Raw genomic sequence first — 25,816 nt, forward strand, 5'->3', positions numbered from 1 at the left:
GGTGGCGTGACGGCGACGCACACCGCCGCGGCCCGGTCACGGCACGACGAGCACCTTGATGTCGTCGCCGGGCGCGGCGGCGAGCCGCGCGAACCCGTCGGTGACGGCGTCGGCGAGCCGGATCCGGCGTGTGACCAGGGCTCCCAGGTCCACGGTCCCCGACGCCGCGATCCGGATCGCCTCGGCGAAGTCCTCCGGGGTGTAGGCCAGGGCGCCGGTGACCGTCGGCTCGCCGAACAGCAGCAGGTTCGGGTGGAACGCGACCGGCTGCTCCCAGGCGGCGACGTTCAGCACGGTGCCCCGCGGCCGCACCGCGGCCAGGACGGTGTCGAAGCTGGTCGGGGCCGCGGCGGCGTCGAACGCGGCGTCCACCCCGGTCCCGCCGGTCAGCTCGCGGACCCGCTCGCCGACGTCCTCGGTGAGCGGGTCCAGCACGGCGTCCGCGCCCAGTGCCGTCGCGGCGCGGGCCCGGGCAGGTGCCGGTTCGGCGACCAGTACTGTCGCGGCGCCGCGGGCCCGGGCCGCGACGACCGTCATCAGGCCGATCGGGCCGGCGCCCGCGACGAGCACCGTGCTCCCGGGCCCGATCCCGGACCGGGCGACCGCGTGCACCCCGGTCGCGAGCGGTTCGAGCAGTGCGCCCGTCTCGGTGTCCACCGCGTCGGGCAGCCGGTGGGCGAGGTAGGCGGGGAAGGTGTCCAGCGGGGCGAAGCCGCCCCCGCCGCCGCTGAGCCCGTGGAACCCGAGGGTGGCGCACAGCTGGGGCAGCCCGGCGGCGCAGGTCCGGCAGGTCCCGCAGCGCAGCACCGCGCTCACCGCGACGCGGTCGCCGACGCCGATGTCGCGGACCCCCTCCCCGACGGCGACGACGGTGCCCGCCAGCTCGTGGCCGAGGGTCACCGGGGCGCGCTGCCCGGTCAGCGGGTGGTCGGCGTCGACCGGGACGGCGATCGGCCCGCCCCGGTACTCGTGGATGTCGGAGCCGCAGATCCCGGCGGCCGCCACCTCGACGGTGATCTCGCCGGGTCCGGCGACCGGTTCGTCGACGTCGTCGAGCCGGACGTCGCCGCGGGCGTGCCAGCGCAGAGCCTTCACGGGGTGCCTCCCGGTGGGTCGGAGCGGTGCAGGGTCGCGAACGCGCCCCGGTGGTAGAGCAGCGGCGGGTGGTCGGTCACGTCGAGGTCGCGCACGGCCCCGACGACGATCGTGTGGTCGCCGCCGTCGTGCTCGGCGTGCAGGTCGCAGTCCAGCCAGGCCGCGATCCCGGCCGGGCGCGGACGCCCGTGCGCCGAGGGCGCCCAGTCCAGGCCGGCGAACTTGTCGGTGCCGCTGCGCGCCATCGCGAGCGCGACGTCCTCCTGTCCGGCGGCGAGGACGGCGACGCCGAACCCGCCGGCGGCGCGGATCCGCGGCCAGGTGCTGGAGCTGCGTGCCGGGGCGAGCAGGACCAGCGGCGGGTCCAGCGACAGCGAGCTGAACGACTGGCAGGTCAGCCCGAGAGGTGCGCCGTCGGCGTCGAGCGCGGTGACCACGGTGATGCCGGAGCAGAACGCGCCGAGCACCGTGCGGAAGCGCTGCGGATCGATGCTCATCGGGTGTCCTCCTGGCGTAGTGCGCGGCGCAGGACCTTCCCGGTCGCGGTCTTCGGGATCTCGCCGACGACCTCGACGATCCGCGGGTACTTGTAGGCGGCCATCCGTTCCCGCGACCACGCGATCAGCTCGTCCGGGGACGGCGGGTCGACGACACCCGGCCGGAACGCGACCACGGCCTTGACCGTCTCCCCACGCCGCTCGTCGGGCACACCCACCACCGCCGCATCGACCACCGCCGGATGGGACAGCAGCACGTCCTCCACATCCCGCGGCCACACCTTGTAGCCACTCGCCACGATCACGTCCTTCTTCCGGTCCACCACGAAGAACCAGCCGTCGTCGTCGACGAACCCGACGTCCCCGGTCCGCAACCAGCCCTCGGTGAACGCCGCCGCGGTCTCCCCGGGCCGCTGCCAGTAACCCGGCACGACCCGGCCACCACGCACCAGCAGCTCCCCCACCCCCGACTCGTCCGGGGCGTCGATCCGCGCGACGCAGTCCGGGACCGGGCGGCCCACCGACAGCGCCCCCGAGCGGGGGTCGACCGGGGCCCGCTCCCCCACCGGCACGGCGTGGGTGGGCGAGGTCGTCTCGGTCATCCCGTAGGCGTTGTGCACGTACAGACCCGTCGCGGCCTCGAACTCCGCGACGACGGCGGGCGCGATCGGCGCGCCTCCGGAGGCGACCGCGGTGAACGAGGCGAACAGGTCCCGCGGGTCCGGGTCGGACCGGCACAGCGCCATCAACGCGGTGATCGCCGCGACCGTGAACGTCGGTCGGGTCGCCCGCACCGCGTCGGCGACCACGCCCGGGTCGAAGCGGTGGGTCAGCACCAGCGGCACCCCGGCCACCAGGGCCGCGGCGATGTGCCCGGACAGGCCGGTGACGTGGAACAACGGCGCGATCCCGAGGACCGCACCGGGTGCGGTGATGCCGTACCAGTCGCGGTAGGCGAGCCCACCGGCCACCACGTTGCCGTGGGTGTTGCACGCCCCCTTCGGCTTCCCCGTGGTCCCCGAGGTGTAGGTCGACACCGCCACCTCACCCGGCTCCGGTGCGTGCGGCGGCGGCACATCACCGTCGTGCTCCGCGATCAACGCGGCCAGGTCCCGGGTGCCCTCCGGGACCGACCGGACATGATCCTGCGGGCGCAGCAGCGGGGCGTCGTCGAACGGATCGGTGGTCACCACCGTCACCACCGACGACCCCTCCACCGCCGTCGCACCGTGCGCGCGGTGCAACCCGGCCAACGCGACCAGCACCCGCGCCCCGGAGTCGTCGAGGATCAACCGCACCTCACGCGCGGTCAGCATCGGGTTCACCGCCACCGCGACGCCACCGGCCTTCCACACCGCGAGCAACGCCACCACGTACTGCGGGTCGTTCTGCAGGTACAACGCCACCCGGTCGCCCGGGCGCAGGCCGCCGGCCAGCAGCGCGACGGCGAACGCGTCCGAACGACGGTCCACCTCGGCCGCGGTGAGGTCGCGCCCGGGGCAGCGCAGCACGGGGTCGCCGGGGGCGGCGGCCACCGTCGCGCGGAAGGCCTCGAGCACCGATGCGGGTGGTGCGGTCACGCGTTCCTCCTGGAGGGATCGGTCTGTTCGGACGACGGTCGGCCACCGGGGGCGGGCTATGATCGGGCCCACACAGCGGTGTGTGGGGAGGTACGACGACGATGCGTGCCGCGGAGGCCTCGACGCTGTCCGCCGGACAGCTCGGCCAGGTGTTCGCCGTGCTGGAGCGGGTCGACCGCGCCCGGGACGTGGCCGGGTTCGCCGACGCCACGCTGGAGGCGCTGGGCTCGGTGCTCGGCTTCCGCAACACCACGTTCTTCGTCGGGTCCACCTACCGCGGGCTGTTCCAGGACCCGGCCCCGCTGCTCAACGGCCACCAGCGCACGCTGATCCGCGAGTACCGGGACCGCTGGGAGCGGCACGACGTGTTCGCCCGGCCCCGGGAGGCGGCCGTCCTGCACCGCACGCACGCCGCCGCGATCGACGCCGGCGAGCCGGTCGGTGCCGCCGACCGGCCCTACGTCGACTGGCTGGCCCACCACGGCCTGGGGAACCTGGCCGCCGTCCGGGTCGGGCCGGGCGGACGTGAGGCCCTGTTCGGGATCTTCGGCCCGCCCGGGACCGTCGGCCCGCAGGAGCTCGCGGTGCTGCGGCTGCTGGGCCGCCAGCTCGATGCCGTGGCCCGGCACCTGCCGGACCGGGCGGCATCCGCCGCGCCGTCGCTGCCCCCGCGGCTCGCCCAGACCGCGGACCTGGTGCGACGCGGCATGACCAACGCGATGATCGCCCGGACGATGGAGCTGTCCGAGGACACCGTGAAGAAGTACGTCAGCCGACTGCTGGAGCGGACCGGCGCGCAGAGCAGGACCGAGCTGGCCCTGCTGCTGCACGACGCCTGACCCGCGGGGTTCAGCCCAGCGCCGCGAACAGCGGCGCGAGCTGCGCGGTGTCGACGTACTCCTCGATCCGGGTGACCCGGCCGTCGTCGCCGGTGTGCACGACCAGCACCGCGGGCGCCCGGAACGTCGCACCGTCGGGCAGGGTGCCGCGCAGCGTGTACTGCGCGACCGACACCGGCCCGGCGTCGTGGGTACGGACCCCGGTCATCGCGAAGTCCGGCACGACCGACCGGATGGCGCGGACCGATCCGAACGTGTCCGGCACCGTCGGCGACCTCGTCGAAGCCGTGCCAGGTGACGGCGCCGGGAGCGAACAGACTCTCCCCCGGGTCGAGGGTCATGAGCGCGTCGACGACGCGGGCGGCCGCGGTCACCGGGTGCGCTCCTGCTCGTACTTCTCGGTCATGTGGGCGACCGCGTCGAGCTGGGCCTTCGAGTGACCGTCGCGCACCTCCGAGGCGCGCCGGGCGGCGTCGACGGTCGGCTGGGCCTGGCCCTGGAAGTGCGGGGCGACCTCACGGGCGAACAGCTCGAACGAGCGCTTCGTCGCGGCCGGGTCGGCCCAGTCCTGGCCCATCAGCAGCAGGCTGCCGAAGCCGCCCGCCTGGTCGACGAGGCGCTGCACCTGCGTACGGGCCTGGTCCGGCGTGCCGATGACGCCGATGCCCGCCTCGTTGATGAACTGGATCATCTCCTTGACGTTGTCGCCGGAGACCGCCATCTGCGGGAAGGCCGCGACCTTCTGGAAGTAGCCGAACCAGTGCTCGATGCCGTACTCGACCTCGCGGTAGGCCTGGTCGGCGGTCTCGGCGAGGTGGAACGGGCTGACCAGCCGCCAGCCGGAACGGTCGACCGCGGTGCCGGCCGCGGCGGCGCGCTCCTCCATGACGTTCCAGTGGTGGGCGAGGGCGTCGAAGCCGTCGGCGGACAGCGTCGCGCCGATGCTGAGCAGCCCGATCCCGTGCGTCCCGGCGAGGCGGGCACCGGTCGGCGAGGCGACCGCGGCGACCGCGATGTCGAACAGCGGGTCGGAGTAGGGCGCCAGCTGCAGCCGGGCGTCGAACAGCGAGTGGGTCGGGGTCTCGGCGGTGACGCTCTCCCCGCGCAGCAGGCGCAGGATGATGTCGAGGTTGGTGCCGAGCAGCTCCCGGGTCTGGGTCGGGTTCAGCCCGATCATCGCCGAGTCGGTCGGCAGCGAGCCGGGCCCGACGCCGAGCATGGCCCGGCCGCGGGTCATGTGGTCGAGCTGCACCATGCGGTCCGCCACCCACAGCGGGTTGTGGTAGGCGATCGAGGTGACGCCGGTGCCCAGCTTGATCTGCCGGGTCCGCTGTGCGGCCGCGGCGATCATCAGCTCCGGGGACGCGTAGATCTCGCTGCCCGCGGAGTGGTGCTCGCCGAACCACGCCTCGTCGTAGCCGAGCCGGTCGAGGTGCTCGATCAGCTCCAGGTCCTGCTCGAACAGCAGGGTCGGGTTGAGCCCCGGGGCATGCACGGGAGCGAGGAAGATGCCGAACTTCAGCCTGGCCATCGGAGGAGACCCTCTCGTCGGCGACGCGCCGTCGCGTCGCACCGTCGGTGACGTCGTGGCGATCACCGTGCTCCGGGCGGCCGTGGTCCGGCGAGTGCACGAAAGGGGACGCCCGGGTGTCCCCCTCAGTGCACTGTCCGGATCCGCCGGGGCGGGCTAGCGTCGGGCGCATGTACTTCCGGATCACCCCCGGCGACGTCGAGCTCGTCGACCCCGCCGACGTACGGGCCTTCCACGTCACCGCGCCGGCGGACCTGGGCGCGGAGGACCTTGCGGCGACGGTGCGCGACACCGGTCTCGGCGAGGCCACCGCCGACGGCGGCCACGTCCTGGTGCGGGTCGACGCGGTCCGCAGGCTGGCCGCGGGCCGGGTCGGCCCGGGCTGGGAGGACGACCTCGCCGGGATGCTCGGCTACGCCCGCAGCAAGGGCTGGCTCTCCGACGACGGCGGCTCGGTGCGCGCTCACGTCGAGCGCACCTGAGGCACGTGCACCTTCGTGCACTTCACCGCCGGGTCCGGGTGGCCCTACCGTCGCGGTCATGACGGACTTCACGGGCAGGGTCGCCCTGGTCACCGGGGCGGCATCGGGTATCGGGGCGGCGATCACCGCGCGCCTGCACGCGGCGGGGGCGAGCGTGCTGCTCGCCGACATCGACGCCGGACGGCTCGCGGCGGGCCCGTCGGGTGAGCGGCTGCGCACCGCGGTCACCGATGTCACCCGGGCGGCCGACGTCGAGGCCGCCTGCGCCGCGGCCGTCGAGGCGTTCGGCGGTCTGGACCTGGTGTTCAACGTGGCCGGGGCCGCGCGGCTGGGCACCGTCCTCGACGGCGACGAGGACGACTGGCGCTCCACCGTCGACCTCGTGCTCGGCGGCACCTACCTGGGCATCCGGTACGGCGGTCGCGCCATCCGCGACACCGGTCGGGGCGGCGCGATCGTCAACGTCGCCTCGCTGAACGCGCACGTCCCGCTCTACGGCGGCAGCTCCTACGCGGCGGGCAAGGCCGGCGTAGAGATGCTGACGAAGAACGCCGCGCTGGAGCTGGCGCGCCACGGGATCCGGGTCAACGCGGTGCTGCCCGGTCTGGTGCGCACCCCGCTCACCGCGGGCTGGTTCGACGGCGGCCCGGTCGAGCAGGACTTCGCCGCCCGGATCCTCGCGGGCCGGCCCGCCGACCCGGACGAGCTCGCCGGGCCCGCCGTGTTCCTGGCCGGGCCCGACGCGTCGTACGTGAACGGGACCAGCCTCGTCGTCGACGGCGGGTGGGAGATCACCAACTACCCGGACATCTCGGCGGCCGTGCCGTCCTGACGCGGTCGCTACGGCAGCAGCGCCCGGACCCGTTCCGGGTCCGGCCCACCGGGTTCGACGACCACGACGGCGTCGTCGAAGCCCGCGTCGGCGTAGCGGAGCAGGTCCTCGCGCAGCCGGCCGAGGTCGACGCCGGCGGGCACCGGCAGCGCGTAGGCGACGGCGCGGCGTCCACCCGCGGCCCGGTAGCGGCCCAGCGCCTCCACCATCTCCGCGGGCGAGGTGCGGTAGCCCGAGGCCAGCCAGCCGTCGAAGGACCGGGCCGCCTTCTCGACGTTCGCACCCCAGGAGCCCAGCAGCAGCGGCGGCCGGGAGAGCGGCGGGTCGGCGAGCCGGGCGCGGTCGTCGCCGCCGCGTTCCAGCAGCTCACGCAGCCGGACCACGTTCTCGTCGAAGGTCCGGAAACGGCTGCGGTGGTCCCGGTCGAGGGCGGCGTAGTCGTCGCGGGTCGAGCCGGGGCTCACCCCGAGCGCGAGCCGGTCCCCGCAGACCGCCTGCAGCGACAGCATCCGGTGGGCCAGCTCGGCCGGGTGGTGCAGCGGGACCTGCACCGTGCCCGTCGACAGGCCGACGCCGTCGGTGGCCCCGGCCGCGACGGCCAGTGCGACGAACGGGTCCGGTACGAGCCGTCCGCGGCCGATGATCTCCGGCGCCCACAGGTGCGCGAAGCCGGCACCGGCGAGTCGCCGAGCCCAGCCGGCGACCGGGTAGGGCGGCGCGTCGGACAGGTGCGCGAGCGTCGCGCCCAGCCGCACCGCTACGCCCGCCGGTCCTCGGCGAACCGCGCGTACCAGCGCAGCGCGTCCGGGTCGTCGACCGAGGCGATGTTCGCGGCCTTCTCCAGCGGACGGCCCGCCATCAGCTTCTTGATCGGGACCTCCAGCCGCTTCCCGCTGAGCGTGTGCGGCACCGCGGGCGCCTCGACGATCTCGTCCGGGACATGCCGCGGCGTCAGCCGGGACCGCAGGGTGGACACGATCGTGGCCCGCAGGTCGTCGTCGAGGGTGTGCCCCTCCGCGGGGACGACGAACAGGCCCAGCCAGTACCCGTCGTCGGGGAGGTCGACGCCGACGACCAGCGCCTCGGCGATCTCCTCCATCGTCTCCAGGACGTCGTAGAAGTCGCCGCTGCCCAGCCGGACGCCCTGCCGGTTGAGCGTGGAATCCGAGCGGCCGTGGATGGAGACGCTGCCGTCGGCGTGCAGGGTCACCCAGTCCCCGTGCCGCCACACGCCGGGCCAGGTGTCGAAGTAGGAGTCGGTGTAGCGCTCGGCGTCCGGGTCGTTCCACAGGTGCACCGGCATCGACGGCATCGGCTGGAGGACCACCAGGTCGCCGACCTCGTCGACGACGGGGTTGCCGTCCTCGTCCCAGGCCGCGCAGTCGACGCCCGCGAGCTGGCCGCCGATCCGGCCGGCCCGGACCGGGGAGTACTCGTTCGCCCCGACGAACGAGCCGGAGATGTCGGTGCCGCCGCTGGTCGAGTCGATCCGCATGTCCGGGCTGACGTGGGAGTACAGCCAGTCGTAGCCGGCGGGCGGCAGCGCCGAGCCGCTGACCATGACGTGCCGCAGCCGGGACAGGTCGTGCTCGGCGCGCGGTGACACACCGGTGTTCGCCGTCGCGGTGACGACCGCCGCCCCCATCAGGACGACGTCGGCGCCGGTCCGGGCGGCGACCTCCCAGACCGCGCCCGGCGGGTGGCCGGGGCTGCCTTCGTAGAGCACGATGCTCGCGCCCTGGGTGAGCGCCCCGAGCTGCATGTTCCACAGCGCCCAGCCGGTGGAGGTGTAGGTGAACATGCGCTCGCCGGGCCGCAGGCCGCAGTACAGCCCGGACCACTTCAGGCCCTCGAGGGTGATGCCGCCGTGACCGTGCACGAGGCCCTTCGGCAGGCCGGTGGTGCCGGAGGTGAACAGCACCCACAGCGGGTGCGAGAACTCGACCTGCGCGAACTCCGGTTCGGCGTCGACGGCGAGCAGCTCGTCCCACGGCGTCGTGCCCTCGGGGGCGGGCCGGTCGAACACGTACGGGACGTGCACGACGTGGCGCACGGTCGGCAGCTCGGCCCGCAGCCGCGCGACGACGTCGGCGCGGTCGACCTGCCTGCCGTTCCAGTGGTAGCCGTCGGCGACGACGAGCACGGTCGGTTCGAGCTGGGCGAGCCGTCCGATGGTGCCCTCGGCGCCGAAGTCCGGCGAGCAGCACGACCAGACCGCGCCGACCGCGGCCGCGGCCAGCAGCCCGATCACGGCGTGCTCGGTGTTGGGCAGGTAGGCGCAGACCCGGTCGCCGGGGCGCACCCCGGCCCGGCGCAGCCAGCCGGCGGCGGCCGCGACCGAGCGGCGCAGCTGCGCCCAGGTGATCTCACGGGCAGGGGTGCCGCCCTCCTGCACGCACACCAGGGCGGGGTCGTCGTCGGCGCCGCGGCGCAGCGCGTGGTCGGCCCAGTTCAGCCGGGCCCCGGTGAACCACCGGGTGTGCGGCATGGCGTCCGCGGTGCGGACCTGCTCCCACGGCGTCGAGAACGCGACGTCGTAGTGGTCGACGACCGAACGCCAGAACCGGTCGACGTCGGCGACCGACCACGCGTGCAGGGCGTCGTGGTCGTCGAACGGGCGGCCCTCCCGCTCGGCCAGCCAGTCGAGGTAGGCGCGCAGCGCGGACCGCTCGACGCGTTCCGCGGGCGGGGTCCAGAGGACGTCGTCGGCCATGCCGGTCACCTCTCGTGCCGTGCGGTGGCGGGCCCGCCCACCGGGGAACGGGCCCGCCACCGGCTCGTCCGTGTCAGGAGGCGAGCACCTTCGGCATGATGTCGTTCTTGATCCGCTTGAGGTCGTCGAGCGTCTTCGACACCGGGACGTCGGCGAACGGCGGCCAGATCAGCGGCATGGTCATGCCCGCCTCCTTGTACGCCTTGAGCCGGTCGGTGAGCTGCTTCTCGGTGCCCACCAGCAGGTTCGACGCGACGCCGTTGACGGTCTGGTCGACCTCCTCGTCGGTGATGACCGTCCAGATCATCGAGCAGATCTCGAGGTCCTTGGCCCGCTTCGGGCTGCCGATCTCCTCGAACTGCTCGTCGATGGCGGTGATCCACTTGGCGAGGCCCTCGGGCGAGTCCTGGATGCCGATCCAGCCGTCGAGGTCGTACTTGGTGATCCGGCGCGCCGAGCGCAGCGGGTCCTTGAGGCCGCTCATGAAGATCGGCGGGCGCGGGTCCTGCAGCGGCTTGTGCCCGAAGCCGCACGCCTCGAAGTCGGCGAACTCGCCGTGGAACTCGTAGTGGTCGGCGCTCTTGTCCCAGACGCCCTGCATGATCTCGATCGACTCGCGCACGTGCTTGTGGCGCTTCGGGAAGACGTGCGCGGCGCTCGCCGCGGCGAACTCCTCGGGCATCCAGCCGGAACCGACACCGACGTTGAGCCGGCCGCCGGAGAGGTGGTCGATGGTCGCCAGCTCCGCGGCGAGGACGCCGGGCGAGCGGAACGGCGTGTCGATGATGCTCATCCCGATACGGACCTTGGTGGTCTTCGCGGCGAGCCACGGGATCAGCGGGTAGCCCTGGAACCACTTGCCGCGCGAGGACACCGGCAGGGCGTTCGGCAGCCCGTCCATCATGCCGAACGAGTACTGCAGCTCCTGGCGGTCGGACTTCTCCGGGACGACGATCCGGTCGAGCGTCCAGACCGAGTCGAAGTCCAGGTCCTCGGCGAGCGCGGTGAGGTCCTCCAGCTCCTTGACCGTGACGAGGTCGCGGAAGTTGGGGAGGTACAGAGCGAGCTTCATGTGATGCTGCCTCCTTGCGGCATGACAGTGTCGCTTACGGTGTCGCTAACGGGAGAGTGTGACTCGGATCTCGTTCTTGAGAACTTTACCCACAGTCGAGCGCGGAAGATCGGTCCAGATCTCGATCTGCTTGGGCGTCTTCACGGAACCGATGCGCGCCTTGACGAACGCGGCCAGTTCGCCGGTGTCGATCTCGGCACCGGGCTGGGGCTGGACCACCGCGGTGACCCGTTCGCCCCACTTCTCGTCGGGCAGGCCGACCACCGCGCAGTCCCGGACGGCGTCGTGCGCCATCAGGGCCTGCTCCACCTCGGCGGAGTACACGTTGAAGCCGCCGGTGATCACCATGTCCTTGGCGCGGTCGACGATGTAGAGGAAGCCGTCGTCGTCGAGCCGGCCGATGTCGCCGGTGTGGTGCCAGCCGTGCGCGGACACCTCCGCGGTGGCCTCGGGGTTGCGGTGGTAGCCGGCCATCACCAGCGAGCCGCGGACGCAGATCTCGCCGCGCTCGCCCCGCGGGACCGGGTGTCCCTGCTGGTCCAGGATCGCGACGGTGACCAGCGGCGACGGGCGCCCCGCCGAGGACAGCCGCTCGGTGTCGATGCTCCCGTCGGGCCTGCGGTGCTCGGCCGGGGACATCGTCGAGATCATCATCGGCGCCTCGGACTGGCCGAACAGCTGCGCCATCGGGCCGATCCGGGTCAGAGCCTCGGTCAGCCGGGCCACCGACATCGGGGCCGCGCCGTACCAGAAGCACTGCAGCGACGACAGGTCCGTCGCGTCGAGCGCCTCGTGGCCGAGGACCATGTAGATCAGCGTCGGCGGCAGGAACGTGTGCGTCACCCGGTGCGCCTCGATGAGCTCCAGGAACCGCCCGACGTCGGGCTTCGCCATGATCACGACCTCGCCGCCGCGGGCCATCACCGGGAAGCACAGGACGCCCGCGGCGTGGGTCAGCGGCGCCAGCGCGAGGTAGACCGGCCGCTCGTCGAACGGGTAGCTCATCAGCGTGATCGCCGACATCGTCTCGACGTTGCGGTCGGTCAGCAGCACGCCCTTCGGACGCCCGGTGGTGCCGCCGGTGCCGACCAGCGCCACGATCTCGTCGGGCGGTGCCGCCTCGGCGGACGGGTCGTCACGGGCGGCGTCGAGCCAGGCGTCGAAGGCCTCGGCACGGCCGTCCGGGCCGGGGTCACCGAGGCGCACCAGGGTGGTCAGCTGCGGGAGGTCCGGGGCGATCTCGGCGACCAGGCCGTCGAAGGAGGGCTGGTAGATCAGCGTGGTGCAGTCGAACAGGTCGAGCAGCTCGGCGGTCTCGCCCGCCGCGTTGCGCGGGTTGATCGGGCACCACACCGCGCCGGCGCGGGCGATGCCGAACACGCAGGAGAACGCGGTCGGGTCGTTCGCCGAGAGGATGCCGACCTTGTCCCCCGGCGCGACTCCGGAGCGTCGCAGCGCCCGGGCGACGGAGTGCGAGAGCTCGACGACGTCGCCGTAGGACAGCGTCCTGCCGTCGAGGGTCAGACAGGGGGCCGCGGGATCGAGGGAGGCGCCCTTGTCGAGGTAGAAGGTCAGCGACATCGCGGCTCCCCGGATCTGCACCGTTGCGGACAGCGACGACCGTGGCGGGAATCTGGACAGTTGTCAAGATTTCCTGCCCGACCGGAGTGGGGAACGCCGACGACGGACGGCCCGGGAGATCGGTCCCGGGCCGTCCGCCGTCGTGGTGCGGTGCGGGGGGGTGCCTACGCCTGCCCGGTCAGCGACCCGGCCAGCGGGCCCAGCGGCGGCGCCCACTCGCGGATCTCGGCGCGGGCCACGACGCCGGCCGTGGAGAACGGGTCCGCGTCCACGATCGCCTGCACGGCGGCCCGGTCCTCGACGCGGAAGATCAGCAGGCCGCCCGGGTCCTCACCCGGGGCCCAGGCGCCGGCGACGAGCATCGTCCCGTCCTCGGCGAAGGGGCGCAGGTAGTCACGGTGGGCCGGACGCGTGGCGTCCCGGAGCTCCGTGTCGTCGGTGTAGGTGTAGATCAGCGCGAAGGTCGTGGCCACGGGGCGATCCTCGCACGACGGCGGCCACCGGTCAGCGGGCCGCGGCCGCGCGTGCCAGGTCGGCGGCCAGCCGGTCCAGCACGACCGGGATGGTGAGCGGGCTGGGTACGAGGGCGGCGAGGAAGGCGAGGTCCTCGGCCCCGTAGAGCGCGACCGCACCGGCCGTGACCGTCGGGAGCTGCCCCAGGACGGGCGTCGCCCGCAGGGACTCCGCGCTGCTCTCGGTGGTGTTGGCGACGATCACGTCGGCGTCGGCCTCCGCCGCGCGTTCCAGCGACAGGTCCGCGAAGAAGGCCCCGCCGGTGGCACGGTCCAGGGCGGCGACCCCGGGGGACGCGACGGGCCCGAGCTCGCCGATGAAGGCCACCCGGGGGTCGGCGGACAGGTAGACGAACAGGGAGTCGGCGGACCGCTCCAGGAAGGTGAACGTGAGCCCGTCCAGCTCCGGGTGCCGCTGCCGGACCGCCGCGATCCGCGCGGTGAGGGCGGCCTCGGTGCGTGCGGCGGCCGCGGACTCGCCGGTGACCGTGCCGATGAGGTCGAGCTGCCTGCGCCAGTCGACGGTCCACTCCCCGGACGACGACGCCACCGTCGGCGCGATCCGGCTCAGCTGCCGGTACATCGTGTCGTCCAGGGCGCCGTAGGTGAACAGGATGACGTCCGGCCGCAGCGCGGCGATCTTCTCCAGGTCGGCCGCGCCGTTCGGCAGGAGGGTGACCGGGCCGCGGTCGACGTGCTCACGCACCCACGGCAGGACCCCGTCGGTATCGGCGGCGGCGAAGGTCGGGAAGGTCGCCACCCCGACCGGGCGGATGCCCAGCGCGTAGACCACCTCGACGTCCGAGCTGCCCAGCGCGACGAGCCGTCGCGGCCGGGCGGGCACGGTGGTCTCGCCGAACATGTGCCGGACCGTCACCGGGAACGCCCCGTCCGCCCCCGGGCCGGCATCCGCGGGCCGCGGACCGGCCGTGCCCCCGGCGCACGCCCCGACGAGCAGGACCACTGCCAGCAGCACCGTCACCAGCACCGGACGACGAGCCCCCGACCACGGGGCCACCTGCCGACGTCGCTTCATCCAGGACTCCTCGCCACCATGGTTGACCGTTACCGGCGGCGAGATTAGTGTCGCCTAACCTCAGACGGAATGCGGTGATCCGGTCACCCGGTGCCGCGGGGAGGACACCCTCGTGGCCGGAACGCCGTATCGAGCATCGCTGCCGCAGGAGCGTCCGCCGACCGTCGGGCCGGGTCGGCCACTCCAGGGCATCCATGTGACGCGCGACACCCAGCGCGAGCCGCTGCACTTCGCGGCACTCCGCCACGACGCCGACGAGCTCATGTGGGCCCGCCGGGGCCGGGTCGAACTCGGCACCGGTGCGGGACGCCCCTCGCTGCACGCCGGGCACCTGGCCTGGATCCCGGCCGGGACCGTCCACGCGGCCACCGTGTCCGCCGGCGGCGACCTGGTGTGCGCCCTGCTCGATCCCGTCCTGCGCCCGGCCGGAGACCGGTGGAGGGAACCACGGGTACTCGGGGCCGACCCCCTGGCCGGGGAGCTCCTGCTCTGGCTGCACACCGACCGGCCGGCCGCCGACAGGGTCGCGGGCCGCACCCTGCTGGGGCGGCTCCTGCTCGTGGCGGAGGAGCGGGGCTGCGCCCTGCAGCTCCCCCTCGACCGGCGCGCCCGGACCGTCGCCGACGCGATCCGTCGGAACCCCGCGGACCGGCGGTCGGTCGAGGAGTGGGCCGCCCACGTCCGGACGAGCCCACGGACCCTCAACCGGATCTTCGCGTCCGAGACCGGGCTGTCACTGGGACGCTGGCGGACACGGGCGCGGGTCGACCACGCCGTCGACCTGCTGGCCGCCGGGCGGTCGGTGGACGCCGTCGCCGCCGGGGTCGGCTACGCGACGACGAGCGCCTTCATCGAGGTGTTCCACGGGATCCGCGGGGAGACACCCGCCGTGTACCGCAGACGCGTGGGCGGGAACCGGCGCTGAGCCGGTCCCCGCACCCACCGCGGGTCACTTCGCCGCGAGGCGCTCCAGGCGACGGGTGGTGGGCCAGCGGACGTTCGTCGCCCAGCCCGCCTTCTCGAAACCGCGGATGACCACGGCGGAGATGTCGATCTGCCCCTTCTTCACGCCGTGCCGGGCACAGGTCGGGTCGGCGTGATGCAGGTTGTGCCAGGACTCGCCGCAGGACAGCAGGGCCAGCCACCAGACGTTGGCGGACCGGTCGCGCGCCGCGAAGGGTCGCTCGCCCCAGATGTGGCAGATCGAGTTGATCGACCAGGTGACGTGGTGCAGCACCGCGACGCGGACGAAGCCCGCCCAGAACAGCGCGGTCAGCGCACCCCACCAGGACATCGTGATCAGACCGCCGAGCAGCGCCGGGCCGAGCAGGCTCGCGACGACGATCAGCGGGAACGCCTTGTCGACGCGCGCGATGTCGCGGTCGTCCAGCAGGTCGGGGGCGAACCGCTTCATGTTCGTGAGGTCGCGGTTGAAGATCCAGCCCAGGTGCGCGTGCCAGAAGCCCTTGACCAGGGCCATCGGGCCGGTGCCGTAGAGCCACGGCGAGTGCGGGTCGCCCTCCTTGTCGGAGAACGCGTGGTGCCGGCGGTGGTCACCGACCCAGTCGAGCACGCTGCCCTGCAGCGACAGGCTGCCCGCGATCGCCAGCGCGATCCGCAGCGGGCGCTTCGCCTTGAACGAGCCGTGGGTGAAGTACCGGTGGAACCCGACGGTGACGCCGAGGCAGCTCACGTAGTAGAAGACGACGGCCAGCACGACGTCGGTCCAGCCCAGGAAGCCCGCGCCCCACGCGAGGGGGACGGCCGCGAGCAGCGCCACGGTCGGCAGGACGACGAACAGCCCCACCAGGACCATCTCCCCCGGCGGCCGCTTCCCGTCGAGGAGGGGTGCGGGACCGCCCTTCGTGGGAGCCGGGGCCGCGTCGAGTGTTGTCATGGCTCCACCACACCGCGTGACGGGCGCCGGCACAGTGCGGCTGGCCCCCCTGTGTCGACGGGGGTATCTCCTGGACTGGGCCGTTCGCTCGATCGCGTACCCCCGGGAGCGGAACGACGCACGCCGTCAGTCGCACGTCCGCTCACCGGAGACGGCGGTGCGGGGCAGGCGTCCCGCCCGGGAGTGGCCGACGAGCGTGTCACCGGAGACGACCACGTCGTACTCGAGGTTCAGCCGCATCGGCCGGGTGACCCGCTGTCTCCAGGTGAGGCGCTCCCCCTCGGGCGTCGGGGTGCGGACGACGTCGTCCAGCGTCGTCGTCTCGCCCGCGCCGACGGCGGTGCCGGTCAGGCCACCGTCGGTCTCGGTGAACCGGTAGTCGGCGTCGATGGTGCCGATCGGCGTCCTCATCCGCAGGTGCCAGGTCCCGGCGACGCCGGTGCTCACGCGGCCCCCTCCGCCGCGACGAGGCCGGTGTCCCGCCAGGCGGTCCCCCGGCGCTCGTACTCGAACAGCTCCTCGACGGCGTGCGCGATCCGCGGGCCGAAGTCGCGTTCGAGCAGGTGGAGCCCGAGGTCGAGGCCGGAGGTGACACCGCCCGCGGTGACCAGGTCGCCGTCGTCGACGACGCGGGCACGCACGGCGGTGACGCCGGCCGCCTCCAGCAGGTCCACACCGAGGACGTGCGTGGTCGCCGTCCGGCCCTCCAGGAGTCCGGCCATGGCCAGCGCGAGCGACCCGCCGCAGACCGTCGCGACGGTGACGGCGGTGTGGTCCAGGCAGGCGCGCAGCAGCGGGGCCGCGGGCCCGGCCGCGAACCGGGACAGCAGCACGGGGATGGTGTCGATCTCGTCCGGGTCGCCGTCGACCGGGCCCGCGGCCCCGGGCACCACGACGTAGCCGGGCGCGGTCGGGTCCAGCGCCGCGGTGGCGGCGAGCGTGACGCCGGTGATCCCGGAGACGACGTCCCGGGGGCCCTCGGCGGACACGAGCCCGATGTCGAGCGCGCCGCCGAGGACGTCGCTCCCGGCGGTCAGGACCTCGTACGGGGCGATGACGTCGAGTGGGTCGAAGCCGTCGAAGAGCACGAACTGCACACGGGGGTGGGGCACGGCGGGTCCTCTCGCTGGAGCGTCCGTCGCCATCGTGCGCGCCGGCGACGGACGCGGCCACCGTCCATCCGGACATCCAGCACCTGTATCCGGCCACACGACGGCGGGCTAGCTTCGGTGCGTGTACACGGTCGTGGTGCTGGCACTGGAGGACGTGATCGCGTTCGATCTGGCCACACCGGTCGAGACGCTCGGGCGCGTGCGGCTGCCGGACGGACGACCGGGCTACCGGGTCGTCGTCGCCGGGCCGGAGCCGGAGGTCGGCGCGGGACCGCTGCGCATCGGCGTCGGCGCCGGGCTCGACGAGGTGCGCCGGGCGGACCTCGTCGTGGTCCCCGGCCGCAACGACACCTCCGCGCCGACGCCGCCCGCGGTCGTCGAGGCGCTGCGTGCGGCCGCGGCCGCGGGAACCCGGCTGGCGTCGATCTGCGTCGGGGCGTTCACCCTCGCCGAGGCGGGGCTGCTCGACGGGCTGCGGGCGACCACACACTGGCTCGCCGCCGAGGAGCTCGCGCGCCGCCACCCTGCCGTCCACGTCGACGCCGACATGCTGTTCACCGACAACGGTCAGGTCCTGACGTCTGCGGGCGCGTCGGCGGGGCTCGACCTGTGCCTGCACATCGTCGAGCGCGACCACGGTGTCGCGGTGGCGGCCGACGCGGCCCGGCTGGCCGTCGCGCCCCTGCAGCGCAGCGGCGGCCAGGGCCAGTTCGTCCTGCGCAACCGCCCGACGCACCGGACCGCGACGCTGGAGGCGACCCTGGCCTGGATCGAGGAGCACGCACACCGGCCGCTCACCCTGGCCGACATCGCGGCCGCGGCCGGAACGAGCAACCGCACCCTGACACGGCGGTTCCACGCCGAGACGGGGCAGAGCCCGATCCAGTGGCTCACCGGCGTCCGCGTCCGGCACGCGCAGGAGCTCCTGGAGCTCACCGACCACACCGTCGACCGGATCGCCGCGCAGGTCGGGTTCCCGTCGCCGAGCAACTTCCGCGCCCGGTTCGTCCAGACCGTCGGGGCCAACCCGGGCGCCTACCGCCGGACGTTCGGCCGAGCCTGAGCCGGCGGGTCGCCGGAGGGGTCGACGGCCCGGCCCGGTGCGGCCCGGGCCGAGGACGTCCTGAGGGTGGGGACCCTGATCCGGGAGATCCGCCGGTCCCGGTCCCGGTCCCGGTGGGCGTGCCGCGAGGTGCGGTCGACGGCGTCGTCCGGGTCCACCCGGTCCTGCTCGTCCCGGTTCCACGGGGACGTGGTTCGAGCCCGGGCGACCCGCATCCGGACCGGCCGGGCCCTGTGCCGAGGGCGTCGTCGGCGAGCAGCGCGCTCGCACCTCACGGTGGCGGAGGACCCACGCCGCACAGCTCGGACGTCGTCGCCCCCGGGGAGGGCGTCACGGACCACCCCGCCGCACCGGCTTGCACAAACGGAATCTTGTTCCGTATTATCCGGAACAAGGTTCCATATCGGGCCCGCCGTGGAGCTCCCACCACCGAGACCGCCGCCCGCGCGGCATGAAGAGGACGAACCATGCAGTACCGCACACTCGGAAGAACCGGCCTGTCGGTCAGTGCGTTGGCACTGGGGACGATGAACTTCGGCCACCTGGGCCGGACCACCCAGGACGACGTCGATGCCATCGTCGGCACGGCGCTGGACGCGGGGGGTGAACCTGGTCGACACCGCCGACTTCTACTCGGGCGGACAGGCCGAGGAGATGCTGGGCAGGGCGCTGGCCGGGCGGCGTGACGATGTCGTACTCGCCACGAAGGCCGGGCTCCCGATGGACCGGAGCGGCCTGCGGCAGGGTGCGTCGCGCCGATGGCTGACCACCGCGCTGGAGGACAGCCTGCGCCGACTCGGCGTCGACCACGTCGACGTGTTCAAGGTGCACCGCTGGGACCCGGCCACCGGCGACGAGGAGACGCTGTCCGCGCTGACCGACCTGCAGCGCGCGGGCAAGATCCGCTACTTCGGATCCTCGACCTTCCCCGCCCACCGCATCGTCGAGGCACAGTGGGCAGCTCGCGAGCACCGCCTCGGTCGCTACACCGTCGAGGAGCCCAGCTACTCGATCCTGCAGCGCGGTATCGAGCGGGACGTCCTCCCGGTCGTCGAGCAGTACGGCATGGGCGTCACGGTCTGGAGTCCACTGTCGTCGGGCTGGCTGTCCGGCGCGGTCCGGGAGGGCCACGAGATCACCACTCACCGCTCGCAGCTCATGACAGCCCGTTTCGACGTCTCGCTGCCGCACAACCGGGCCCGCCTCGACGCCGTCGAGAAACTCGTCCCGGTCGCCGAGCAGGCAGGACTGAGCTTGATCCAGCTGGCGCTCGGGTTCGTCACCGCTCACCCTGCGGTCACCGCGGCGCTGATCGGACCGCGCACCGTCGAACACCTGACCAGCCAGCTCGCCGCGGCCGACACCGTACTGCCCGCCCACGTGCTGGACACGATCGACGACATCGTGGCCCCCGGTCTCGACCTGGCCTCCGGCGAGAAGAACGACACACCGCCCGCCCTGCTCGATGCGGGGCTACGCCGCCGCCGGTGACCGCGCTCGACCCCGGCCCCTCGCCGGGACCGTGACTCCCCCGATCCCCCCGGACCGGCTCACGGCCCGGGAGGGACCGATGGCCGGCACCCGGCACCGTGGCGAGCCGGTGCTCGTCATGGCGGCGGTGGCCCCGCTGCCGGTGCGCCTCGCGCCGTCCGCACGACGCCGGCTCGCACACGTGCCCCCTCGCGCACGTGTGCGAGCCCCCGTGACGAGCACCGCGGCCCACCGCAGCCGGTCCGCGCCCCGGGCGGGGCGGGTCAGAGCGAGGTCCAGATGGTCTCGGCGTCGACGATGCGGTTGTGCCGCCAGGTGACTGCTCGTTCCATGGCGGCGACGACACCGGCGACCGTGAGGGTCCCGAGCAGCCAGCCGGGTAGGAGCACCGGTGAGGTGAACGTCCCGAACCGGTCCGCCACCTCCGGGATCGAGGTGACCATCTCGAGCCATACGGGTGCGGCGAGGACGAGGTTGACCAGCAGGATCATCACGGCGGTGGCGGCGATCCCCCTGCTCAGACGCGGGTGGTCCCGGGTCAGGACTGCGCGCCGGTGCTCCAGGGTCCCCGGAGCCGGGGCCAGTCTGCGTTCCCGTCCGTCGGGGGTGACGAGATGGACCCGGGTGACGCCGTACAACCCGGCGTCGACCTCGATCCTCCCTCCGGGGACGGTGAAGGTGGCGGGCATCTCGGCCGTGCTGGTGCGCTGCCCGTCCCGGTAGAGCCGGGCGCGGTGGTCCTCGGTGGTGCGGGTCTCGACGGCCCAGACGGCCGGCCCGTCGGGGTCCGGCAGCGTGATCGTGTGGACGGTGCGGCTCAGTGCCTGGTGGAGTCGCACGGGTCGGAGCATGGTCGTCACCTCGTCCTGTCAGTGGGAGCGGTCCTCGGCCGTCCGGTCAGAGGCTGCATCGGGCATCGGCCGGCGGGGTCTCGAGGTCGAGGAGGTAGGCGTCGACCGCATCGTCGACGCACGTGCTGCCACCGAGGAGGTAGGCGCCGTGCTGCTTGCCGTCGACGGTGAGCAGGCTCGCGTCGAGGGTTCGTGCCATGGAGACGCTGCCCTCGTAGGGCGTCGCGGGATCACCGGTGATCCCCACGACGAGCGTCTCGGGCAGGCCTTCGAGATCGGCGGGCAGCCACGGTTCGTCGCGTGTCGGCGGTGCGGGCCACGCCTCGCACTCGCTGTGGTGGGTCCCCGCCGTCAGCAGGTCGATGTCGAACATGGGCGCGACGTTCGCGACCTCGCGCGCGTGCGCGGTCTGTTCCTCCGGTGTCAGGCGGGGCCAGTCCATGCAGCGCACGGCGATGTTCGTGTCGATGTCGGTGGTGTAGACGCCGTCGGCGGTGCGGCTGTAGAAGCCGTCGCGCAGGGCGCGGATCTCCTCGGCCCGCCCCGCGTCGAGCTCGGTCAGGGCGGAGATCAGCGTGGGCCAGTGGGCCTCCGCCGCCAGGCCCGCCGTGATGCCGAGGTAGACGTCCCAGACGCTCACGTCCCTGCCGTCGGCGGTGGGCGCCGGTGTCTCGACGAGCGGCGCGACGATCTCGTGCAGACGCTCGTTCGCCGCTGCGGGATCGGGGCCGAGGACACAGTCTGGTGACCGGGCGCAGAGCGCGGCGACCTCGTCGAACCGTGACTGGGAGGCGGTGAACTGGGCGAGGCGGAGCTCGCTCGGTGTCCAGTCGGGGCCGACGGCGCTGTCGAGCACGACGGCACGGACCTTGTCGGGGTGTGCGGCGAGGTACATGGCGCCGATCTCGGAGCCGTAGCTGTAGCCGAGGTAGGTCAGCCGCTCGTCGCCGAGGACCTCCCGCAGGATGTCCATGTCACGCACGACGTTCGCCGATCCGGCGTTGACGAGGTTCTCGACGCCTCCGGAGCCGTCGATGCAGCGCTGCGCGTGGTCCACCGCCTGCTCGGCGCTGGTGATGTCGTAGACGGCGCCGAACCGGGGAACATCTCCGGCGTCGTACTCCTCGTCGGTGTAGCAGTCGAGTGCAGGGGTCGACGCTCCGATCCCGCGCGGGTCGAAGCCGACGATGTCGAAGCGCTCTGCGACGGGACCGTTCTGCCACTGGGGCAGGAAGGACGCCACGAAGCTGGTGCCGGACCCGCCGGGGCCGCCCGGATTGATCAGCAGTGACCCCTCGGCCTCTCCCCGGGCGGGGAGACGCGTGAGCGCGATACGAGCCCTCTCGCCCTCCGGGGCGCCGTAGTCGAGCGGAACCTCGACCGACGCGCACTCCAGTGCGGGGTTCGCGAACAGCTCGGCGTCCGCGGCGTTCGTCGCAGTGTCCGTGCAGCCGCCCCAGTCGAGTTCCTGCGTCAGATAGGCGGCCAAGTCCGCCTGACCACCAGGCGCCGCCGGGGTCGTCGACGTGCAGGCCGCCAGCAGGACGACGGGGATGACGGCGATGGCCGCGGCGAGACGGAAAGCGGCCCGTCCCGATCGGTACGGGCGTCGGCGATACGAGGACATGTCTCTCCTGGGTCGGGTCGCGGGGTCAGCGACGGCGGTGCGCGTTCGACCGGGTCGGGAAACGGTGGACGCGGATCGCTGTGGGCTCGGCGAGGACGGTCAGAGGTGGGCCCTCGTCACTGGACGACACCGTTTCTAGCATGAGCATGCTAAGAAAATAGCATGCTCATGCCATAACGGGGACGATATTTTGGAGCCATGCCCAAACGCGTGGACCCGGAGATCCGGCGAGCGCAGGTCGCGGACGCCGTGATCGACGAGATCGCCGCACACGGACTTCGCTCGGTGACCCTCGCGCGGATCTCCGCACGCTCCGGTCTGGCCATCGGGAGCATCCGGCACTACTTCGGCGACAACCTGCGGGAGGTCATGTCGTTCACGTTGCACGTCCTCGTGCAACGTGCGCAGCACCGCAACCCGGGCCTCCCCGGGGACCCTGCGAGCCGGGTCGCCGAGCTGATCGTCTTCCTCGCACCCACCAGCGAGCAGGAACGCAAGGAGAACATCGCGCTCGTCGAGTACCGCATGATGGCGCGCACGGACCCGGAGTTCGCAGCCGAGGCCGACACGACCTCGCTCGCGGCCGCGGAGGCGATCCGGGCGCTCCTGCGCGAGGCGCTCGCCGACCGGATGATCGACGACGAGGCGCTGCGCCGCGAAGCGCTCCTGTTGCTGACCCTGGACGAAGGCTTCTCGCTCGGTTCGGCCCTGTCCTCGGCCCCACTGCAGGAGGCGGATGTCCGCGCCGTCGTGACGAACACCCTGCACCGCATAAGGGACGCCTACCCGCCTCGCCGGGAGGCACCGGTGGAGCGATCGGGGCCCTGAGCACGCCGGCGCCACCGACATCGCCGTAGCGCCACGTCATCAGGGGGCCGCGACGCCCGTCGTCCACTTTCAGCTCACGATCATCCGACTCCGCCGCCCATACTCGTCCGGCGGCGCCGCATGCTCACCGGCCCGTGAGGCGGTTCCGGTTGGTCGCGAGGACCTCGTCCGACAGGTCGGGGGCGACGTCGGCGACCGCGCGGGAGAGCAGGAGCGCGCCGACCATCTGACTGAACAGCGCCACCGCCTGCTCCCTGGCCTCGACCGGGGCGATCTCGGTACCGGACTCGCGGCCGCACTCGATCACCATCTCCGCGATGGCCTCGAAGTAGCCGTCCAGGCCGCGGCGGTACTCGGCCTGCGCGGCGGTGTCGTGCCGCCCGGCGTCGGAGACGAGCGCGGCCGAGGGGCATCCGGTCTCGGGGTGGTCGCGGTGCTCGGCGTCGATGTACTGGTCGACCATGCCGTGCAGGGCTGCGCGCGCCGAGCCGGCGTGCGCCGCGCGGATGGCGTCGAGCGCCGCCAGCGAGTCGACGAACCCCTGGTGCAGGACCTCGACGGCGAGGTCGCTCTTGGACGCGAAGTGGTTGTAGAAGCCGCCGTGGGTCATGCCCGCCGACTTCATCAGCCCTTCGATGCCCGTGCCGTCGATGCCGCGCAGCCGGAATCCTGCACCCGCTGCGGCCAGGATCCGCTCGCGGTTGCGCTGCTTCTGCTCCCGTGTGACGCGGGGCACGTCGACCACCTCCCAGGCGAGAACCCGGGCGGAGTCTAGTCCGCAGTCGATGATGACCACCATCAAAACGGCCCGCCCGACTTGACGTCGCTCGCCTCCGGTCGTGTACTTATTGATGTGAGTCATCATCAAAAGGAGGTCGTCATGCGGTTCGGAACCATCGGCGCCGGAACGGTCGCGCAGGCCGTCGCCGGTCATCTGGTGGCGGCGGGACACGCCGTGACCCTGAGCAACAGCCGCGGCCCCGGCTCGCTGCGCGATGTCGTGGCGCGGCTGGGGCCGTCGGCAGGGGCGGCGCCGGTCGACGAGGCCGCGCGGGCGGACATGGTGTTCCTGACCGTGCCGTGGCCGCGGGTCGGCGACGCACTGGCCGGGCTCCCGCCCTGGGACGGCCGCATCCTGGTGGACACGACGAACCGGATGACGGAGGCGGCGGGCGTCGATCCCGATGCGGTGACGCCGAGCGAGCTCGTCGCGACGCTGGCCCCCGGCGCACGCGTGGTCAAGGCGTTCAACACCCTCTACGCCCGCTACATCGCCGCCGACCCCCGACACCCGGAGGGACGGCAGCTGCTGTTCTACGCCGGCGACGACGCCGCGGCCAAGGCCTCGTTCCACGACGTCGCCGACCGCATGGGGTTCGCGCCGGTCGACGCCGGAACGCTGCGCGACGGCGGGCGGCTGATGCAGGTCGGCGGCCCGCTCTCGGCCCTGCACGCCCTGCGGCAGGACTCGTCCGGAGGAGCGCGGTGAAGGCACTCGCCTACGAACGGGCGCACCCGCTCGACGCGTTCGCCATCGACCTGGTCGACGTCGCCGAACCGCGGTTGCGCGCCGGTGACCTGCTGGTCGAGGTGCGGGCGATCGGCATCAACCCCGGTGAGGCGGCGATCCGGCGGACCCGCAGTGCGCCGCCGGGCGGCCGCGTCGTCCTCGGGTGGGAGTTCGCCGGCGTCGTCGTCGCGACCGGGCCCGCGGCCACCGGATTCGCGATCGGGGACCGGGTCATGGGCACCGGCGACATCACCCGCGACGGGAGCTGGGCCGAACGCGTCGCGGTCGACCACCGGGTCGTCGCCCCGATCGCCGACGAGCTCACGTTCGCCGACGCCGCCTCCCTGCCGATCGGCGTGCTCACCGCATGGGAGGCACTGGCCCGTGACCGCGACGCACCGCCCGCCGATGTCGGGAACGTCCTGGTCATCGGCAGCGCCGGCGGTGTGGGTTCGATGGCCACACAGCTGCTCGCGGCGTGGACGTCGACGTTCGTGATCGGCACGGCGTCCCGGCCCGAGTCACGGGAGTGGGCCACCGCCATGGGGGCCGATCTCGTCGTCGACCACCACGGCGACCTCGCCGCACAGCTGCGCGACGCCGGGATCGGCGCCGTCGACCTCGTGCTGTCCACCTCGGACACCGGCAGCCGGCTCGCCTCGATCGTCGATCTGCTGCGCCCGTTCGGGCACCTCGCCTTCGTCGACGCGCCCGGACGTTGGGACATGGAGGCGGTCGCCGGCAGGTCGCTGTCGCTGCACGGCGAGATGGTGTTCAGCACGATCGTCACCGGCGGCGATGCCGCTCGCCAGAGCCGGATCCTCGCCCGCGCGGCGGACGACGTCGCCGCCGGACGCCTGCGCCCGATCGGCACGACGACCCTTCGCGGACTGACCCCCGAGACCATGCGGACCGCGCACACGCTCGTCGAGAGCCGCCGGACGGTCGGCAAGACCGTGATCACTCTCTGACCCCGGCCCGTCCGGCCCGGGCCCCACCGACGGAAGGAACGACCCGACATGACACCGGACCTGCTGGACGGCGAGTACGCCCCCAGCTCCGACCCCGCCACCCGCGAACAGGTCGAGCTCTACGAGCGCACCGACGGCAGGGAGGGCGCGACCATGCTGGGCGGACCTGTCGTCATCCTGACCACCCGCGGCGCGCGGTCGGGCACGCTGCGCAAGACCGCCCTGATGCGGATCGAGCGCGGCGGTGTCTACGCCCTCGGCGCGTCGGCCGGTGGGCAGGCCCGGCACCCGGGCTGGTTCCACAACCTGATGGCCCACCACACCGCGCAGCTCCAGGACGGGGCCCGCCGGGCGCTGATGACCGCACGCACCGCCGAGGGCGCCGAGCGAGCGGACTGGCTCGCCTACGCCGACGAGCTGTACCCGTTCTTCGTCGACCTGCGCGAGCGCGCCGTCCGCTTCGGCGACCGCGAGGTGCCGTTGGTGCTGCTAGAACCCGTCACGGCCTGACCTGCCGACGAACCTCGCCGCAGGGATCCACCGCCGGAGGTGACCGCAGGTCGGACATGGAGCCGGAGGTCGGGATCGAACCGACGACCTACCGCTTACAAGGCGGTTGCTCTACCACTGAGCTACACCGGCGGGCAGCCCCAGCCTAACCCGCCCCTCCGTCGCAACCGCTCACCCCGTCCGGCC

At 73.2% G+C, this 25,816-nt stretch carries 26 protein-coding genes, 1 tRNA gene and 1 pseudogene; 10 read left to right on the forward strand and 18 right to left on the reverse strand.

All coding sequences use genetic code 11. The annotated features are described in order from the left end of the window. Nucleotides 1-36 precede the first annotated feature (36 nt). From KPL57_RS30320 to KPL57_RS30330, 3 genes are read right to left on the reverse strand one after another with little or no spacing between them, the layout of a single operon-like run. Entirely contained in the window at nt 37-1,095 is a 1,059-nt protein-coding gene (locus tag KPL57_RS30320) for a zinc-binding dehydrogenase (protein ID WP_226354095.1), read from the reverse strand. Continuing rightward, nucleotides 1,092-1,592, reverse strand: coding sequence for a flavin reductase family protein (locus KPL57_RS30325; protein ID WP_226354096.1), 501 nt, complete (start codon nt 1,590-1,592; stop codon nt 1,092-1,094). Before KPL57_RS30325 ends, KPL57_RS30320 begins: the two co-directional genes overlap by 4 nt. Beyond that, complete coding sequence (locus KPL57_RS30330) at nt 1,589-3,172, reverse strand: class I adenylate-forming enzyme family protein (protein WP_226354097.1); 1,584 nt, start codon at nt 3,170-3,172, stop codon at nt 1,589-1,591. The genes KPL57_RS30325 and KPL57_RS30330 overlap by 4 nt, the downstream gene beginning before the upstream one ends. Before the next feature lie 101 nt (nt 3,173-3,273). Here KPL57_RS30330 and KPL57_RS30335 point away from each other — a divergent pair, with 101 nt between their 5' ends. After that, entirely contained in the window at nt 3,274-4,011 is a 738-nt protein-coding gene (locus tag KPL57_RS30335; RefSeq protein ID WP_226354098.1) for a LuxR C-terminal-related transcriptional regulator, read from the forward strand. A gap of 10 nt (nt 4,012-4,021) precedes the next feature. Here KPL57_RS30335 and KPL57_RS30340 read toward each other — a convergent pair whose 3' ends face one another. Both KPL57_RS30340 and KPL57_RS30345 read right to left on the reverse strand, forming a co-directional pair. Next, nucleotides 4,022-4,276, reverse strand: a complete 255-nt coding sequence (locus tag KPL57_RS30340; protein ID WP_226354099.1) for a nuclear transport factor 2 family protein — start codon at nt 4,274-4,276, stop codon at nt 4,022-4,024. Between the two features lie 105 nt (nt 4,277-4,381). Further along, on the reverse strand, nt 4,382-5,542 hold the full coding sequence (locus tag KPL57_RS30345; RefSeq protein ID WP_226354100.1) for an LLM class flavin-dependent oxidoreductase: 1,161 nt from the start codon (nt 5,540-5,542) through the stop codon (nt 4,382-4,384). A 170-nt stretch (nt 5,543-5,712) separates the two neighbouring features. Here KPL57_RS30345 and KPL57_RS30350 point away from each other — a divergent pair, with 170 nt between their 5' ends. After that, nucleotides 5,713-6,024: a hypothetical protein gene (locus KPL57_RS30350; RefSeq protein ID WP_226354101.1), complete on the forward strand. Its 312-nt coding sequence runs from the start codon at nt 5,713-5,715 to the stop codon at nt 6,022-6,024. A gap of 58 nt (nt 6,025-6,082) precedes the next feature. Beyond that, entirely contained in the window at nt 6,083-6,856 is a 774-nt protein-coding gene (locus KPL57_RS30355) for an SDR family NAD(P)-dependent oxidoreductase (RefSeq protein ID WP_226354102.1), read from the forward strand. Between the two features lie 8 nt (nt 6,857-6,864). Here the strand turns inward: KPL57_RS30355 and KPL57_RS30360 are convergent, their stop codons facing one another. The 6 genes from KPL57_RS30360 to KPL57_RS30385 all read right to left on the reverse strand — a co-directional run bounded on the left by KPL57_RS30360 (nt 6,865) and on the right by KPL57_RS30385 (nt 13,770). Then, entirely contained in the window at nt 6,865-7,611 is a 747-nt protein-coding gene (locus KPL57_RS30360) for an LLM class flavin-dependent oxidoreductase (protein WP_226354103.1), read from the reverse strand. Nucleotides 7,612-7,613: 2 nt separating this feature from the next. Then, entirely contained in the window at nt 7,614-9,569 is a 1,956-nt protein-coding gene (locus tag KPL57_RS30365; protein WP_226354104.1) for an acetoacetate--CoA ligase, read from the reverse strand. A 73-nt stretch (nt 9,570-9,642) separates the two neighbouring features. Beyond that, nucleotides 9,643-10,641, reverse strand: a complete 999-nt coding sequence (locus KPL57_RS30370; RefSeq protein WP_226354105.1) for an LLM class flavin-dependent oxidoreductase — start codon at nt 10,639-10,641, stop codon at nt 9,643-9,645. 45 nt (nt 10,642-10,686) lie between these two features. Continuing rightward, the gene (locus KPL57_RS30375) at nt 10,687-12,222 is read right to left on the reverse strand and encodes a long-chain fatty acid--CoA ligase (RefSeq protein WP_226354106.1); all 1,536 of its coding nucleotides are present in this window, start codon (nt 12,220-12,222) and stop codon (nt 10,687-10,689) included. 164 nt (nt 12,223-12,386) lie between these two features. Then, nucleotides 12,387-12,695 carry a YciI family protein gene (locus KPL57_RS30380; RefSeq protein WP_226354107.1) on the reverse strand — a complete coding sequence of 103 codons (309 nt, stop codon included), beginning with the start codon at nt 12,693-12,695 and terminating at the stop codon, nt 12,387-12,389. Nucleotides 12,696-12,726: 31 nt separating this feature from the next. Next, nucleotides 12,727-13,770, reverse strand: coding sequence for an ABC transporter substrate-binding protein (locus KPL57_RS30385; RefSeq protein WP_226354108.1), 1,044 nt, complete (start codon nt 13,768-13,770; stop codon nt 12,727-12,729). A gap of 196 nt (nt 13,771-13,966) precedes the next feature. Here KPL57_RS30385 and KPL57_RS30390 point away from each other — a divergent pair, with 196 nt between their 5' ends. Further along, nucleotides 13,967-14,695: an AraC family transcriptional regulator gene (locus KPL57_RS30390; protein ID WP_226354109.1), complete on the forward strand. Its 729-nt coding sequence runs from the start codon at nt 13,967-13,969 to the stop codon at nt 14,693-14,695. A gap of 24 nt (nt 14,696-14,719) precedes the next feature. Here the strand turns inward: KPL57_RS30390 and KPL57_RS30395 are convergent, their stop codons facing one another. The 3 genes from KPL57_RS30395 to KPL57_RS30405 form a co-directional block, all read right to left on the reverse strand. After that, complete coding sequence (locus KPL57_RS30395; RefSeq protein ID WP_226354110.1) at nt 14,720-15,667, reverse strand: acyl-CoA desaturase; 948 nt, start codon at nt 15,665-15,667, stop codon at nt 14,720-14,722. Between the two features lie 126 nt (nt 15,668-15,793). Continuing rightward, entirely contained in the window at nt 15,794-16,114 is a 321-nt protein-coding gene (locus KPL57_RS30400) for a hypothetical protein (RefSeq protein ID WP_226354111.1), read from the reverse strand. Next, on the reverse strand, nt 16,111-16,779 hold the full coding sequence (locus tag KPL57_RS30405; RefSeq protein WP_226354112.1) for a DJ-1/PfpI family protein: 669 nt from the start codon (nt 16,777-16,779) through the stop codon (nt 16,111-16,113). Before KPL57_RS30405 ends, KPL57_RS30400 begins: the two co-directional genes overlap by 4 nt. 121 nt (nt 16,780-16,900) lie before the next feature. Between KPL57_RS30405 and KPL57_RS30410 the strand changes: the two genes are divergently transcribed. After that, complete coding sequence (locus KPL57_RS30410; protein ID WP_226354113.1) at nt 16,901-17,842, forward strand: GlxA family transcriptional regulator; 942 nt, start codon at nt 16,901-16,903, stop codon at nt 17,840-17,842. A 467-nt stretch (nt 17,843-18,309) separates the two neighbouring features. Continuing rightward, a pseudogene (locus KPL57_RS30415) lies at nt 18,310-19,333 on the forward strand (aldo/keto reductase). A 263-nt stretch (nt 19,334-19,596) separates the two neighbouring features. On the opposite strand, the gene KPL57_RS30420 reads toward KPL57_RS30415, so the two are convergent. After that, nucleotides 19,597-20,184: a hypothetical protein gene (locus KPL57_RS30420; RefSeq protein ID WP_226354114.1), complete on the reverse strand. Its 588-nt coding sequence runs from the start codon at nt 20,182-20,184 to the stop codon at nt 19,597-19,599. Nucleotides 20,185-20,230: 46 nt separating this feature from the next. After that, nucleotides 20,231-21,673 carry an alpha/beta hydrolase gene (locus KPL57_RS30425; RefSeq protein ID WP_226354115.1) on the reverse strand — a complete coding sequence of 481 codons (1,443 nt, stop codon included), beginning with the start codon at nt 21,671-21,673 and terminating at the stop codon, nt 20,231-20,233. A 336-nt stretch (nt 21,674-22,009) separates the two neighbouring features. Here KPL57_RS30425 and KPL57_RS30430 point away from each other — a divergent pair, with 336 nt between their 5' ends. Continuing rightward, nucleotides 22,010-22,639, forward strand: coding sequence for a TetR/AcrR family transcriptional regulator (locus KPL57_RS30430; protein WP_226354116.1), 630 nt, complete (start codon nt 22,010-22,012; stop codon nt 22,637-22,639). Between the two features lie 124 nt (nt 22,640-22,763). On the opposite strand, the gene KPL57_RS30435 is transcribed toward KPL57_RS30430, so the two are convergent. Further along, entirely contained in the window at nt 22,764-23,375 is a 612-nt protein-coding gene (locus KPL57_RS30435; RefSeq protein WP_226354117.1) for a TetR/AcrR family transcriptional regulator, read from the reverse strand. A 144-nt stretch (nt 23,376-23,519) separates the two neighbouring features. Here KPL57_RS30435 and KPL57_RS30440 point away from each other — a divergent pair, with 144 nt between their 5' ends. The 3 genes from KPL57_RS30440 to KPL57_RS30450 are packed head-to-tail and all read left to right on the forward strand — an operon-like array spanning nt 23,520 to nt 25,630. After that, on the forward strand, nt 23,520-24,128 hold the full coding sequence (locus tag KPL57_RS30440; RefSeq protein WP_226354118.1) for an NAD(P)-binding domain-containing protein: 609 nt from the start codon (nt 23,520-23,522) through the stop codon (nt 24,126-24,128). Beyond that, complete coding sequence (locus KPL57_RS30445) at nt 24,125-25,120, forward strand: alcohol dehydrogenase catalytic domain-containing protein (protein WP_226354119.1); 996 nt, start codon at nt 24,125-24,127, stop codon at nt 25,118-25,120. The genes KPL57_RS30440 and KPL57_RS30445 overlap by 4 nt, the downstream gene beginning before the upstream one ends. Before the next feature lie 48 nt (nt 25,121-25,168). After that, nucleotides 25,169-25,630 carry a nitroreductase/quinone reductase family protein gene (locus KPL57_RS30450; RefSeq protein ID WP_226354120.1) on the forward strand — a complete coding sequence of 154 codons (462 nt, stop codon included), beginning with the start codon at nt 25,169-25,171 and terminating at the stop codon, nt 25,628-25,630. Nucleotides 25,631-25,687: 57 nt separating this feature from the next. Here KPL57_RS30450 and KPL57_RS30455 read toward each other — a convergent pair. Continuing rightward, a tRNA-Thr gene (locus KPL57_RS30455) sits at nt 25,688-25,762 on the reverse strand. Nucleotides 25,763-25,816 lie beyond the last annotated feature (54 nt).

It is taken from the genome of Pseudonocardia sp. ICBG601, from assembly GCF_020496245.1.

Coding starts and splice junctions, on each gene's coding strand:
- KPL57_RS30350 (WP_226354101.1), top strand. CDS start 5,713: ATGTACTTCCGGATCACCCCCGGCGACGTCGAGCTCGTCGACCCCGCC.
- KPL57_RS30420 (WP_226354114.1), bottom strand. CDS start 20,184: ATGCTCCGACCCGTGCGACTCCACCAGGCACTGAGCCGCACCGTCCAC.
- KPL57_RS30370 (WP_226354105.1), bottom strand. CDS start 10,641: ATGAAGCTCGCTCTGTACCTCCCCAACTTCCGCGACCTCGTCACGGTC.
- KPL57_RS30375 (WP_226354106.1), bottom strand. CDS start 12,222: ATGTCGCTGACCTTCTACCTCGACAAGGGCGCCTCCCTCGATCCCGCG.
- KPL57_RS30385 (WP_226354108.1), bottom strand. CDS start 13,770: ATGAAGCGACGTCGGCAGGTGGCCCCGTGGTCGGGGGCTCGTCGTCCG.
- KPL57_RS30395 (WP_226354110.1), bottom strand. CDS start 15,667: ATGACAACACTCGACGCGGCCCCGGCTCCCACGAAGGGCGGTCCCGCA.
- KPL57_RS30430 (WP_226354116.1), top strand. CDS start 22,010: ATGCCCAAACGCGTGGACCCGGAGATCCGGCGAGCGCAGGTCGCGGAC.
- KPL57_RS30325 (WP_226354096.1), bottom strand. CDS start 1,592: ATGAGCATCGATCCGCAGCGCTTCCGCACGGTGCTCGGCGCGTTCTGC.
- KPL57_RS30335 (WP_226354098.1), top strand. CDS start 3,274: ATGCGTGCCGCGGAGGCCTCGACGCTGTCCGCCGGACAGCTCGGCCAG.
- KPL57_RS30450 (WP_226354120.1), top strand. CDS start 25,169: ATGACACCGGACCTGCTGGACGGCGAGTACGCCCCCAGCTCCGACCCC.
- KPL57_RS30440 (WP_226354118.1), top strand. CDS start 23,520: ATGCGGTTCGGAACCATCGGCGCCGGAACGGTCGCGCAGGCCGTCGCC.
- KPL57_RS30345 (WP_226354100.1), bottom strand. CDS start 5,542: ATGGCCAGGCTGAAGTTCGGCATCTTCCTCGCTCCCGTGCATGCCCCG.
- KPL57_RS30355 (WP_226354102.1), top strand. CDS start 6,083: ATGACGGACTTCACGGGCAGGGTCGCCCTGGTCACCGGGGCGGCATCG.
- KPL57_RS30365 (WP_226354104.1), bottom strand. CDS start 9,569: ATGGCCGACGACGTCCTCTGGACCCCGCCCGCGGAACGCGTCGAGCGG.